10 protein-coding genes are annotated in these 13261 nt (G+C 65.2%); 8 read left to right on the top strand and 2 right to left on the bottom strand.

The window, feature by feature from the left end:
- The 6 genes from AC3FNH_RS14330 to AC3FNH_RS14305 form a co-directional block, all read left to right on the top strand.
- Positions 1-256, top strand: a 256-nt coding sequence (locus AC3FNH_RS14330) for a citrate/2-methylcitrate synthase (protein ID WP_488720499.1), incomplete at its 5' end; no start/stop codon positions are given.
- A 90-nt stretch (positions 257-346) separates the two neighbouring features.
- Positions 347-2959 carry a Fe/S-dependent 2-methylisocitrate dehydratase AcnD gene (acnD, locus tag AC3FNH_RS14325; protein ID WP_276100421.1) on the top strand — a complete coding sequence of 871 codons (2613 nt, stop codon included), beginning with the start codon at positions 347-349 and terminating at the stop codon, positions 2957-2959.
- Positions 2960-3027: 68 nt separating this feature from the next.
- Positions 3028-4221 carry a 2-methylaconitate cis-trans isomerase PrpF gene (gene prpF, locus AC3FNH_RS14320; RefSeq protein ID WP_488720498.1) on the top strand — a complete coding sequence of 398 codons (1194 nt, stop codon included), beginning with the start codon at positions 3028-3030 and terminating at the stop codon, positions 4219-4221.
- A gap of 55 nt (positions 4222-4276) precedes the next feature.
- Positions 4277-5719, top strand: coding sequence for a bifunctional 2-methylcitrate dehydratase/aconitate hydratase (locus AC3FNH_RS14315; protein WP_488720497.1), 1443 nt, complete (start codon positions 4277-4279; stop codon positions 5717-5719).
- A 201-nt stretch (positions 5720-5920) separates the two neighbouring features.
- Positions 5921-7045 (top strand): asparaginase, encoded by a 1125-nt coding sequence (locus AC3FNH_RS14310; protein WP_276100418.1) that lies wholly within the window; start codon positions 5921-5923, stop codon positions 7043-7045.
- A 342-nt stretch (positions 7046-7387) separates the two neighbouring features.
- Entirely contained in the window at positions 7388-9076 is a 1689-nt protein-coding gene (locus AC3FNH_RS14305; RefSeq protein ID WP_488720496.1) for a SulP family inorganic anion transporter, read from the top strand.
- A gap of 7 nt (positions 9077-9083) precedes the next feature.
- Here the strand turns inward: AC3FNH_RS14305 and AC3FNH_RS14300 are convergent, their stop codons facing one another.
- On the bottom strand, positions 9084-10463 hold the full coding sequence (locus AC3FNH_RS14300) for an FAD-containing oxidoreductase (protein WP_488720495.1): 1380 nt from the start codon (positions 10461-10463) through the stop codon (positions 9084-9086).
- A gap of 314 nt (positions 10464-10777) precedes the next feature.
- On the opposite strand from AC3FNH_RS14300, the gene AC3FNH_RS14295 reads away from it, so the two are divergent.
- Positions 10778-12316: a CYTH and CHAD domain-containing protein gene (locus AC3FNH_RS14295; protein WP_488720494.1), complete on the top strand. Its 1539-nt coding sequence runs from the start codon at positions 10778-10780 to the stop codon at positions 12314-12316.
- A 45-nt stretch (positions 12317-12361) separates the two neighbouring features.
- On the opposite strand, the gene AC3FNH_RS14290 is transcribed toward AC3FNH_RS14295, so the two are convergent.
- Positions 12362-12826: a PaaI family thioesterase gene (locus AC3FNH_RS14290; protein WP_488720493.1), complete on the bottom strand. Its 465-nt coding sequence runs from the start codon at positions 12824-12826 to the stop codon at positions 12362-12364.
- Between the two features lie 192 nt (positions 12827-13018).
- On the opposite strand from AC3FNH_RS14290, the gene AC3FNH_RS14285 reads away from it, so the two are divergent.
- The gene (locus tag AC3FNH_RS14285; RefSeq protein ID WP_276100413.1) at positions 13019-13261 is read left to right on the top strand and encodes a DUF1289 domain-containing protein; all 243 of its coding nucleotides are present in this window, start codon (positions 13019-13021) and stop codon (positions 13259-13261) included.

Below are 13261 nucleotides of genomic sequence, written 5' to 3'. Positions count from 1 at the left end.
CGACATCGCCGAGCGCCTGGAAACGGTGATGTGGGACATCAAGAAGATGTTCCCGAACCTGGATTGGTTCAGCGCCGTGAGCTATCACATGATGGGCGTGCCGACCGCGATGTTCACGCCGCTGTTCGTGATCGCGCGTACCTCCGGCTGGGCCGCGCACATCATCGAGCAGCGCATCGACAACAAGATCATCCGCCCGAGCGCCAACTACACTGGTCCTGAGAACCTGGAGTTCGTGCCGATCGAGAAGCGCTGATCACACCGCGCTGACTGGGGAACGTGGAACGGGGCGCATTGCGCCCTGTTCCACAGTTCCTGTGCTTGACCCCGTATTCCTCCCCACGCCATGAACACTGCACACCGCAAACCACTGCCGGGCACCAAGCTGGATTTCTTCGATGCGCGCGAAGCCGTCGAGGCAATCCAGCCGGGTGCCTATGACAAGCTGCCCTACACGTCGCGCGTGCTGGCCGAGAACCTCGTGCGCCGCTGTGACCCGGCCACGCTGACCGATTCGCTGAAACAGCTCATCGAGCGCAAGCGCGAGCTGGATTTCCCGTGGTTCCCGGCGCGCGTGGTATGCCATGACATCCTGGGCCAGACCGCGCTGGTGGACCTGGCCGGCCTGCGCGACGCGATTGCCGACCAGGGCGGCGACCCCGCCAAGGTCAACCCCGTGGTGCCGGTGCAGCTGATCGTCGACCACTCGCTGGCCGTGGAATGTGGCGGCTTCGACCCCGACGCCTTCGCCAAGAACCGCGCCATCGAGGACCGTCGCAACGAAGACCGCTTCGACTTCATCAACTGGACCAAGAAGGCCTTCCAGAACGTCGACGTGATCCCCCCGGGCAACGGCATCATGCACCAGATCAACCTGGAGAAGATGTCGCCCGTGATCCACGCTGACAAGGGCGTGGCTTATCCCGATACCTGCGTGGGCACCGACAGCCACACGCCGCACGTCGACGCGCTGGGCGTGATCGCCATCGGCGTGGGCGGCCTGGAAGCCGAGAACGTCATGCTGGGCCGCGCCTCGTGGATGCGCCTGCCCGATATCGTCGGCGTCGAGCTGACCGGCAAGCGCCAGCCCGGCATCACCGCCACCGACATCGTGCTGGCCCTGACTGAATTCCTGCGCAAGGAAAAGGTCGTCGGAGCCTACCTGGAATTCCGCGGCGAAGGTGCCTCGAGCCTGACGCTCGGCGACCGCGCAACGATTTCCAACATGGCCCCGGAATATGGCGCCACGGCCGCGATGTTCTTCATCGACGACCAGACGCTGGACTACCTGCGCCTGACCGGCCGCGAGGACGAGCAGGTCAAGCTGGTCGAGACCTATGCGAAGACCGCCGGCCTGTGGGCCGACTCGCTCAAGAACGCCGAATATGAGCGCGTGCTGAAGTTCGACCTGTCGAGCGTGGTGCGCAACATGGCCGGCCCGTCCAACCCGCACAAGCGCCTGCCGACCTCGGCGCTGGCCGAGCGCGGCATCGCCGTCGACCTGGACAAGGCACTGGCGCAGGAAGCCGAAGGCCTGATGCCTGACGGCGCCGTGATCATCGCCGCCATCACCAGCTGCACCAACACCAGCAACCCGCGCAACGTGATTGCCGCCGCCCTGCTGGCACGCAATGCCAATGCGAAGGGCCTGACCCGCAAGCCGTGGGTCAAGTCGTCGCTGGCCCCGGGATCGAAGGCCGTTGAGCTGTACCTGGAGGAATCGAAGCTGCTGCCGGACCTGGAAGCGCTGGGCTTTGGCATCGTCGCCTTCGCCTGCACGACCTGCAACGGCATGTCGGGTGCGCTCGATCCGAAGATCCAGCAGGAAATCATCGACCGCGACCTGTACGCCACCGCCGTGCTGTCGGGCAACCGCAACTTCGATGGCCGCATCCACCCGTATGCCAAGCAGGCCTTCCTGGCCTCGCCGCCGCTGGTGGTCGCCTACGCCATCGCCGGCACCATGCGCTTCGACATCGAGCGCGACGTGCTGGGCACGGACAAGGACGGCAAGCCAGTGTACCTGAAGGACATCTGGCCGACCGACGAAGAGATCGACGCGATCGTTGCCAAGGCGGTGAAGCCCGAGCAGTTCCGCAAGGTCTACGAGCCGATGTTCGCGATTACCGCGGCCAGCGGCGAGCAGATCAGCCCGCTGTACGACTGGCGCGCGCAGAGCACCTACATCCGCCGTCCGCCGTACTGGGAAGGCGCTCTGGCCGGCGAGCGCATGCTAAAGGGCCTGCGTCCGCTGGCGGTGCTCGGCGACAACATCACCACCGACCACCTGTCGCCGTCGAACGCGATCCTGGCCAACAGTGCCGCGGGTGAGTACCTGGCCAAGATGGGCCTGCCGGAGGAGGACTTCAACTCCTACGCAACCCACCGCGGCGATCACCTGACCGCGCAGCGCGCCACCTTCGCCAACCCGACGCTGATCAACGAGATGGCCGTGGTCGATGGCCAGGTCAAGAAGGGTTCGCTGGCGCGCGTCGAGCCGGAAGGCAAGGTCGTGCGCATGTGGGAAGCGATCGAGACCTACATGGACCGCAAGCAGCCGCTGATCATCGTCGCGGGTGCCGACTACGGCCAGGGCTCGTCGCGTGACTGGGCAGCCAAGGGCGTGCGCCTGGCGGGCGTGGAAGTGATCGTCGCCGAAGGCTTCGAGCGCATCCACCGCACCAACCTGATCGGCATGGGCGTGCTGCCGCTGGAGTTCAAGCCGGGCGTGAACCGCCTGACGCTGGGCCTGGACGGCACCGAGACCTACGACGTGAGCGGCGAGCGCAAGCCGCGCGCCGACCTGACGCTGGTGATCCACCGCAAGAACGGCGAACGCGTCGAAGTGCCCGTGACCTGCCGCCTGGACAGCGACGAGGAAGTGTCGATCTACGAAGCCGGCGGCGTGCTGCAGCGCTTCGCGCAGGACTTCCTTGAATCCGCGAAAGCGGCTGCCTAAGGTAGCGAGATGAGCGGGCGGTGCGGCAACGTACCGCCCGCTGCAGTTTGACCAGGACAAAGACTTCCATGGCCCACGTACCCCAGATCAAGATTCCCGCCACCTATATCCGCGGTGGCACCAGCAAGGGCGTGTTCTTCCGCCTGCAGGACCTGCCCGAGACCGCCCAGGTCCCGGGCAAGGCACGCGATGCGCTGCTGATGCGCGTGATCGGCAGCCCCGACCCATACGGCAAGCAGATCGACGGCATGGGTGCCGCCACGTCGAGCACGAGCAAGACCGTGATCGTCGCGAAGAGCAGCCGCCCCGACCACGACGTCGACTATTTGTTCGGCCAGGTCTCGATCGACCAGCCCTTCGTCGACTGGAGCGGCAACTGCGGCAACCTGTCGGCAGCGGTCGGCCCGTTCGCGATCAGCGGCGGCCTCGTCGATGCGTCGCGCATCCCGCAGGACGGCACGGCTGTCGTGCGCATCTGGCAGGCGAATATCGGCAAGACCATCATCGCCCACGTGCCCATTACCAACGGTGAAGTGCAGGAGACCGGCGACTTCGAACTCGACGGCGTGACCTTCCCCGCCGCCGAAGTGCAGCTCGAGTTCATGGACCCTGCCGCCGAGGAGGAAGGCGACGGCGGCGGCGCGATGTTCCCGACTGGCAACCTGGTCGACGACCTCGAAGTGCCGGGCGTCGGCACGTTCAAGGCGACCATGATCAATGCCGGCATCCCGACCATCTTCGTCAACGCGGAAGCCATCGGCTATACCGGCACCGAACTGCAGGAAGCCATCAACGGCGACCCGAAGGCGCTGGCGATGTTCGAGACCATCCGTGCCTACGGCGCCGTGCGCATGGGCCTGATCAAGAACGTCGATGAGGCCGCCAAGCGCCAGCACACGCCCAAGGTCGCGTTTGTCGCGAAGCCGAAGGACTATGTCGCGTCCAGTGGCAAGCCGGTCGGCGCCGGTGACGTGGACCTGCTGGTGCGCGCGCTGTCGATGGGCAAGCTGCACCATGCGATGATGGGCACGGCAGCCGTGGCCATCGGCACGGCCGCCGCCATTCCGGGCACCCTGGTCAACCTGGCCGCGGGCGGTGGCGAACGCAATGCGGTTCGCTTCGGCCATCCGTCGGGCACCCTGCGCGTTGGCGCCGAAGCCAGCCAGTCCAATGGCGACTGGACCGTCACCAAGGCCATCATGAGCCGCAGCGCACGTGTGCTGATGGAAGGCTGGGTGCGCGTGCCGGGCGACGCGTTCTGACGTCTGGAGACCGGGCCCGGTCCCGGTCTCGCCCCTGTTTCGCCGGAGGGCCAACATGGAGTCCACCGCACGTCCCGACCCGGACCAGGTCCTGGTCGATATTGCCGACTACGTGACGCAATACAAGGTCAGGAGCCCGCTGGCCTATGACACCGCCCGGCTGTGCCTGATCGACACGCTGGGCTGCGGGCTGGAGGCCCTCTCCTATCCGGCCTGCACCAAGTTGCTAGGCCCGGTCGTGCCCGGCACCATCGTTCCCAACGGAGCCAGGGTACCGGGCACGCAGTTCCAGCTCGACCCCGTCCAGGCCGCCTTCAATATCGGCGCGATGATCCGGTGGCTGGACTTCAACGACACCTGGCTCGCCGCGGAATGGGGACACCCTTCCGACAACCTCGGCGGCATCCTCGCCACGGCCGACTGGCTCTCCCGCACTAACCTGGCCGCTGGCCGCAAGCCGCTGTTCATGAAGGACGTGCTCACGGCCATGATCAAGGCCCATGAGATCCAGGGCTGCATCGCGCTGGAGAACGCGTTCAACAAGGTCGGGCTGGACCATGTGGTGCTGGTCAAGGTAGCGTCCACGGCCGTGGTCGCGCAGATGCTCGGCCTGTCGTATGACGAGATCATCAACGCCCTGTCGCTCGCGTGGGTGGATGGACAAAGCCTGCGCACCTACCGCCATGCGCCCAATACCGGCAGCCGCAAGAGCTGGGCCGCGGGCGATGCCACCAGCCGCGCCGTGCGCCTGGCGCTGATGGCCAGGACCGGCGAGATGGGCTATCCCTCGGCGCTGACGGCGAAGACCTGGGGCTTCTACGACGTGCTCTTCAAGGGGCAGCCGTTCCGTTTCCAGCGACCCTATGGCTCGTACGTGATGGAAAACGTGCTGTTCAAGGTCGCCTATCCGGCGGAATTCCATGCGCAGACAGCGGTGGAAGCAGCCATGTCACTGCATCATCAGCTTGCCGCGATGGGCAAGTCGGCGGCCGAGATCCGGGCCGTGACCATCCGCACGCATGAAGCCTGCGTGCGCATCATCGACAAGAAGGGTCCACTGGACAACCCCGCCGACCGCGACCACTGCGTCCAGTACATGGTGGCCATACCCCTGCTGTTCGGCCGGCTGACCGCCGAGGACTACGAGGATGATGTGGCAGCGGACCCTCGCATCGACGCCTTGCGCGCCCGGATCACCTGTGTGGAAGACCCCGCGCTGACCGCGGATTATCACGATCCGGACAAGCGCGCGATCGCCAACGAGCTGACAGTGGAACTGGACGACGGCACGGTGCTGCCTGAAGTGCTGGTGGAATATCCGCTTGGCCACAGGCGTCGCCGCGATGAAGGCACGCCCTTGCTGGTCGAGAAGTTCAGGACCAATCTGGCCCGCCGGTTTCCGCCACGCCAACAGCATGAGATCCTGCGCGTGTCCCTGGACCAGGCACGGCTCGAACAGATGCCCGTGCATGAGTATCTCGATCTATATGTCATTTGAGTTATCAATTCGGCAGGATCATGCCGATTTTGCATAACCCTGCCAAGTCCACTCCCGCGGCAATTTCTCCTCCCTTATAGTTGCAGCCGCTGTCGGCACCGGCCCTGAAATCCAGGTCCTGCCCGGCAGCCACCGACCGAATATGGACGGCGGCGTCCTGCCCAAAAGGCGCGCCATGCCGATCCGCCACCGAGGAGAATCATGAAACGTCTTGCCCGCACCACGAAGCTGGCCGCCGCGCTGTTCGCTGCCAGCCTGATCACCGGCACCGCCCACGCCCAACTCGCTCCGTCCGCACAGCCTTCGGCTGCGCCCGCCGCGGCCCAGGCAGAGGCCCGCAAGGCCAATATCGTCATCATCGGGACGGGCGGCACCATTGCCGGCGCCGGCGCTTCGGCCACCAACACGGCGGCCTACCAATCCGCCGTGGTGCCGGTCGACAAGATCATCGCCTCGGTGCCCGAGATCTCGAAGGTCGCCAACGTTAAGGGCGAGCAGATCTTCCAGATCGGCTCGGAGAGCTTCAACAACGAGCGGCTGCTGAAGCTGGGCAAGCGTGTCTCCGAACTGCTCAAGCAGCCTGACGTGGACGGTATCGTCATCACCCACGGCACCGACACCATCGAGGAAACGGCCTATTTCCTGAACCTGACGCTCAAGAGCGACAAGCCCGTGGTGGTGGTCGGCTCGATGCGTCCGGGTACGGCGCTGGGCGCGGACGGCGCGCTGAACCTGTATGACGCCGTGCTGGTGGCATCCAACCCCGCGTCGCGGGGCAAAGGCACGCTGGCGGTGCTGAATGACGAGATCCACACCGGCCGCGACGTGACCAAGAGCAACACCTTCAAGACCGAGACGTTCCGCTCGCCGTTCGGCCCGCTTGGCTATGTGGTGGAAGGCCGCACGCTGTTCTACCGGCTCCCTGCCCGCCCGCACACCATGCAGACCGAGTTCGACATCGACAAGATCGACAAGCTGCCTGAAGTGGCCGTGGTCTATGCCTACGGCAACGTGAACCCGGGCAGCATCGATGCCGCCGTGAAGAATGGCGCCAAGGCCATCGTCTATGCCGCCACCGGCAATGGCAGTGTCGGCGACTACATGGTCGAGCCGCTGAAGGCCGCTCGCGCCAAGGGCGTGCAGATCGTGCGCGCCTCGCGCACCGGCAGCGGCATCGTGGTCCGCAACGCCGAGCAGCCGGACGACAAGTACGACTGGGTGGTCACCGACGACCAGTTGCCGCAGAAGGCACGCATCCTGACGGCCCTGGCGCTGACCAAGACCAACGACAGCAAGCAACTGCAGCAGATCATGTGGAAGTACTGAAACCTGGGGACGCAGGTTCCCCAGGTTTCAGAAGGTTGCCAGCGCTACAGTCATGGCAGCAGATCGGCGCGCCGGAAATTCCGGCGCGCTTTTTTTTGGGGTGTTGCTGCCTGTCGGTTAATTGCGTTAATGGAGCGTGCAGATCAGGCGAGCCCCCTGCCCTGGCTTCACAAGCATGCGGGAGATTCCTGGATGCGTGCCACGGTCGCCGATATGCACGGGGAATTGACTCTCCGAATCCCGGCCGCCACACTGCAAACGCGCATTCGCAACGCAAGTCACCATGTCTCAGGGGGGATCACCATGCCCGAGAGGACGGAAAAGACAGGCCCCACCCTTTCCATGCTCCTGCCCCGCTGGCTGCACGGCTACCACAAGGAATGGGCGACGCCAGACGTGATCGCGGGCCTGACCGTCGCCGCCGTGGTCATTCCCAAGGCATTGGCCTATGCCACGATCGCAGGTCTGCCCGTCCAGGTCGGTCTCTACACGGCTTTCGTTCCGATGCTGGTCTATGCGCTGCTCGGCAGTTCGCGCACTCTCAGCGTCAGCACGACCACGACGCTGGCGATCCTGGTCGCGGCCTCCTTCGCCAGCCTGGGCCCAAACCCCGGCACATCGACACTGATGACGGCATCGGCAACCATGACGTTCCTGGTCGGCGTCATGCTTGTCGCCGCGCGTCTGCTTCGGCTTGGCTTCGTCGCCGACTTCATCTCCGAGCCGGTGCTGATCGGCTTCAAGGCGGGGATCGGCATTGTCATCGTGGTCGACCAGATCCCGAAGCTGCTCGGCATCCATTTCCAGAAGGGGTCCTTCGCCCATAATCTGCTGGGCATCGTCGAGGGCATTCCGCATGCCTCGCTGACGACCGCCGCCGTGGGCATAGCGATGGTCGCGATCCTGCTGGCCATGGAACACTGGGTACCGCGCGCGCCGGCCCCGCTGATCGCCGTGGCCGTGGGTATTGCCGGCGTTGCGCTGCTCAACCTTCCTGCCTTGGGCGTAGCGATCGTCGGCAAGGTACCGACCGGACTGCCGCCGCTGACCCTGCCGGACGCGGACATGATGCAGCAGCTATGGCCCGGCGCGCTTGGCGTGGCGCTGATGAGCTTTACCGAGAGCATTGCCGCCGGCCGCGCGTTCGCGCAAAGCGGGGAGCCGCCTCCCGCGGCGAACCGGGAACTGATGGCGACAGGCCTGGCGAATCTCGCAGGCGCCCTGGTCGGTGCCATGGCCGCCGGTGGCGGGACGACGCAGACCGCGGTCAACCAGATGGCCGGCGCGCGCACGCAGCTCGCTGGCCTGGTCACCGCGCTGGCTTCGCTGGGTACGATGCTTGTGCTCGCGCCATGGGTGGGGTTGATGCCTGAAGCCACCCTGGCCGCGGTGGTCATCGTCTATTCGGTCACGCTGATCAAGCCCGCGGATTTCCGCACGGTCCTGCATGTGCGGCGCACGGAATTCAGCTGGGCGCTGATCGCCATGGCCGGCGTCGTCGCGCTTGGCACGCTGCAGGGTATCGTCGTGGCCATCATCGCGTCCATGCTGGCCCTGGCCTACCAGACCTCCGACCCGCCCGTGTACGTATTGGTCCGCAAGCCGGGGACCAACGTGTTTCGACCGCGTTCCGACAAGCACCCCGACGACGAGACGCTGCCGGGCCTGCTCATGCTGCGCCCCGAAGGGCGGATCTACTTTGCGAATGCGCGGCGCGTCGGGCACAAGCTGCGCGCCCTGGTCGCCGAATCCCGTCCACGCGTACTGGCGCTGGACCTGGCGGGCGTCTCGGACCTCGAGTACACCGCCCTGCATATGCTGATCGACTCGGAACGGCGCTTGCGCGAAGAAGGCGGCGTCCTGCTATGGCTGGTCGGCCTGAACCCGGATGTACTGGAAATGGTCCAGCGCTCCCGGCTTGGGGAGACACTGACGCACGAAAGGATGTTCTTCACCCTCGACCTTGCAGTCGCCAGATACGAGGCAGGCGGTACCCCGAGTAAGCAGGCATCAACGCCCATGGTCAAGTGAGATTCCGCTAGACCTGCTCCCGCAACTCCTGCAGTAGCGTCGGTACCAGCTCGGACACCGTCGGATGGATGTGCATCGCGCGGCTGATGGTCGTATAGGGGGCCCGGGCATACATGATGTCGAGCAGCGAATGAATCACCTCGTCGCCGGTGAGGCCGAGGATCGCGGCGCCCAGGATCATCCGGGTGTCGGCGTCGACCACCACCTTCATGAAGCCCTGGCTCTCGCCTCTTTCCACGGCCCGCCCGACTCGGCTCATCGGGCGAGTGCCGACCAGTACCCGGCGTCCGGATTGCCGCGCCTCCAGCTCGGTCATGCCGGCGCGGCCGAGCGGCGGGTCGATGAACATGGCATAGGCTGCGATACGGTCGGCCACCGTGCGCGGGTCGTTATCGAGAAGGTTGCCTGCGACGATCTCGTAATCGTTGTACGACGTGTGCGTGAAGGCGCCGCGGCCGTTGCAATCGCCTAGCGCCCAGATGCCGGGGACATTGGTGCGCAACTGCTCGTCCACCTTGATATAGCCGCGCGCATCGGTCTCGACCCCGGCCTTGTCGAGCCCCAGATCGTCCGTGTTGGGCACGCGCCCGACCGCCAGCAGCAGGTGCGAGCCATGGACCTCGGGCGCGCCGGCGGCGCAATCCAGACCCACGGCAATATGGTCGCCAGCCCTGCGCGCGCTCAGGCAGTTGGCATCGAGCCGGATTTCCATGCCCTCGCCTTCCAGGATCTCCCGCACCGCTTGCGAGACATCCTCGTCTTCGCGCTGGATCAGGCGCGGGCCTTTTTCGACGATGGTCACCCTGGCCCCGAAGCGCCTGTACATCTGGCCAAACTCCAGGCCGATGTAGCTGCCGCCAATCACGATCAGGTGCTCCGGCAGGTAATCCACCTCCATCATGCCCGAGTTGGTCAGGTACGGTACCTGATCCAGCCCGGGCATCGGCGGGACCAGGGCCCGGCCACCGACGTTCACAAAGATCTGGTCGCCTTCCAGCAGCTCGCCGTTGACCCTCACGGCGTGCGCGCTCTCGAAGCGGGCGTGCCCCTGATAGACCGTAGCGTTTTCCAGCCCACGCATCCACTGCTCCACACCGTTTCTGGACCGGCCGGAGATTTCGTCCATGCGTGCCTTAACCCGCTTCATGTCGACCGCGACCGCCCCGCCAATCGTCACACCGTACTCGGCAGCCCGCCGCGCCAGTTGGGCGGCGTACGCGCTCGCGATGAGGGTTTTGGTGGGAATGCAACCGGTGTTCACGCAGGTGCCGCCAAAGCGCGCGCGCTCGATGACGGCCAGTTTCATGCCCGCGCCGGCCAGCCGCGCGGCCAGTGCGGGGCCGGCTTGCCCGGTGCCGATGATGATCGCGTCGAATCTTTGAGCCATCACGATTCTCCTTGCCGGGTACCGCGTTCACAGCAGTTAGGGATGACAGGATCCTGCTACCGCCTAACTTTACAACCTGCTCGATTTTTTGCTTCCGCGACTCCAGCACACTTGCGCATGGCACCGCCTTCTGGCCGGATAAGCGCCGGCCGCCAAGTGGCGGCACGCCTTTTGCACAGGTACTGGATCATCGCCAATTTAAATGCCCGAAGCATCGGCTCTCGCTGCAGTCATGCGCAGATCCGGCAATCCGTTGCAAGAACCGGGCGGCGACCCACATGCCTGATAGTGCGCCGTGCCCAAGGAGCAACACCATGGAGAAGGAACTGAAATTCGAACTGGCGGCAGGTCAGGACTTCGCCATGCGCAACCTGCCCGCTCTTCCGGACGTGGAGCAGGATTCGCAACCGCAGCAGGCACTTGAAAGCGAATACTTCGACACCCCGGACTTCCTCTTGTGGCGAAACGGAGCCGCCTTGCGTGTCCGCAGGAACGGCGACCAGCTCGTCCAGACCCTCAAGTCGTCCGGCGAGCAGCGCGGCGGACGCTTCGAGCGCGAAGAATACGAGTCCGTGCTGAAAGAGGCGCGGCCAGATCTCGAGGCCTTGCGTGCTGCGGTGCCAAAGTCTTCTCCACTCTTTTGTGTCCTCAAGCAAGGTTCGCTATCAGATCATCTGGTCCCGGTTTTCCGAAGCATGGTCACACGGAAACTGTGGACGCTGAAACTGGCGAGCGGCGAGGAAATAGAGGTCGCACTGGACAGCGGGCAAGTCACAGCGGCAGAGCAGGCAAGCTCCTTCTCAGAGCTTGAACTGGAACTCAAGCACGGCGATCCGCGGCGCCTTACCGAAATCGGGCTGCAATTTATCGACAGGATACCGATGTCCCTGAGCATGCAGAGCAAGAGCGACCGCGGCTACGACTTGCTGGCATCGGACACTCGCCCGGCAGTCAAGGCCCAGCCCATTGCGTTGAGGACGAAAGACACTGTGGAAGCAGCCGTCTGCAAAATTTTGCAGAACTGCCTGGATCAGGTACATGCCAACGCACCCCTCGTAGCCACCGGGCATTTGCCCGAGGGCGTGCATCAGATGCGGGTGGGCCTGCGCCGCCTGCGTTCCGCGCTCGATATGTTCGACGATGTGGTCACAATGCCGGAGGCGCTCGCCGATGAAGTGAAGTGGATTGCCGGCGAACTCGGTGAATCCCGGGACTGGCATGTGCTGGCGCATTCGACGCTGCCGCAGGTTGACGCGGGCAAGGACAAGCGCGGCAAGATGGCGGAAGCCCAGGCGGCTGCGGCGGAGGTCGCGAAGGCCCGCCTCGCCAAGGCAACGGCCGCGGTGCAATCGCCCCGCTATGCACACGTCGCCCTTGCACTGGGTCACTGGGTCACGACGCCTCCCTGGCGCGATGCGTCCGGCGAGACACGCAGACGGCTTGGGCGACATGTCGGCGGCTTCGCCGATCGGATCCTGCACAAGCGTCATCGCAAGCTCATGCGCCGTGGGCGAGGCCTTCACAAGCTGGATGCGCATCAGCGCCACCGCGCCCGGATCGCGGCAAAGAAACTTCGCTACGCGGCCGAGTTCTTTGCTGATCTCTTCAAACCCAAGCGTCTGGAGCCATATCGGCGCGTGCTGGCGACATTGCAGGATGACCTGGGATGGGGCAACGACATGGCGGTGGCGGATCGCTTGCTGGACCATCTGCAGCAGCATCATCGCAAGGCTTCGGATGGGGCGAGCTACGCACGCGGCTTCCTGGCAGCCCGCGTGGCCGACGATCGGGACCATCAACGCAAGCTGTGGAAGCGGTTCTGGAGCACATGCCGACCTGCCAGTCGCCGATGACGGGTTCCACCAGCCCTGGTTTTCCGCCCTGCCGCCTCACGGCCGTCACCCGAACAGCGTGCTGCTCATCAGCGCCTTCGCCACCAGGGTGCCGGCGTCCGATTCCTCGGCGTACACCTCGACATCGCTGATCACCTGCCGGCGGCTACGCCGCACCACGCTTGCAACCGCGCGCAGGCTGGCGCCATTTGCCGGGGCCAGGTACTGGACGGTGAGCGAGCCGGTCGCCCCGCCCTTGACCTGCTCCGGGTCGGCGCCGGAGGCCGCGGCGGCGGCTCCCGCAATATCGATCAGCGTCGCGATCACGCCGCCATGGACGGTGTTGCCGAGGGTGACGTTTTCCGGGCTGTATGGCAACGCCAGCTCGACATGCTCCGGCTTCAGCACATCGAGCTGCACGCCCAGTGCCCGCGCGACGGGAGAGCCCATCAGGATCTCCTCCACCATCTGCCGCATGCGCGGGTGTGTCATGGCGGGAACTGCAACGGCTTGGTTGAAGGCTTCACGCATCGCTGGCTCCTATCGAAGGTCGACGCAATGCAGCGTACCGGGCACGGCGCGGCGGCTCAACGACCTCCGAGGTAATCGGCATGATTCCATGCCCGCTCGGCGGCAATCACCGCCACTCGGGCCGTTCACGAAACCCGGGACGCCGGGGCAGCCCGTTTATAATGCCCGACTGCGAGCCCTTTCCACTTCTGCATGTCGTCTTCCCCCTCCGATTCCGCCCTGTCCGCCGTCCAGTCCGACGCCACCGGACTGGCTGACCGCCCCGACAGCCCCTGCATCGGCATCTGCTCGACGCTGTTCGACGAAATCTGCCAGGGCTGCGGACGCACCGCGGCGGAAGTCAGCAACTGGGTGTTCCTGAGCGACGAGGAAAAACAGGTGATCTGGGAGCGCATCACCCGCGAGGGCACAGCCCGGCGCTTCCGCCAGGGCTGA

It is taken from the genome of Cupriavidus sp. 22TCCZM01-5 (assembly GCF_057798915.1).
This window is presented reverse-complemented; position numbering and strand designations above follow the sequence as displayed.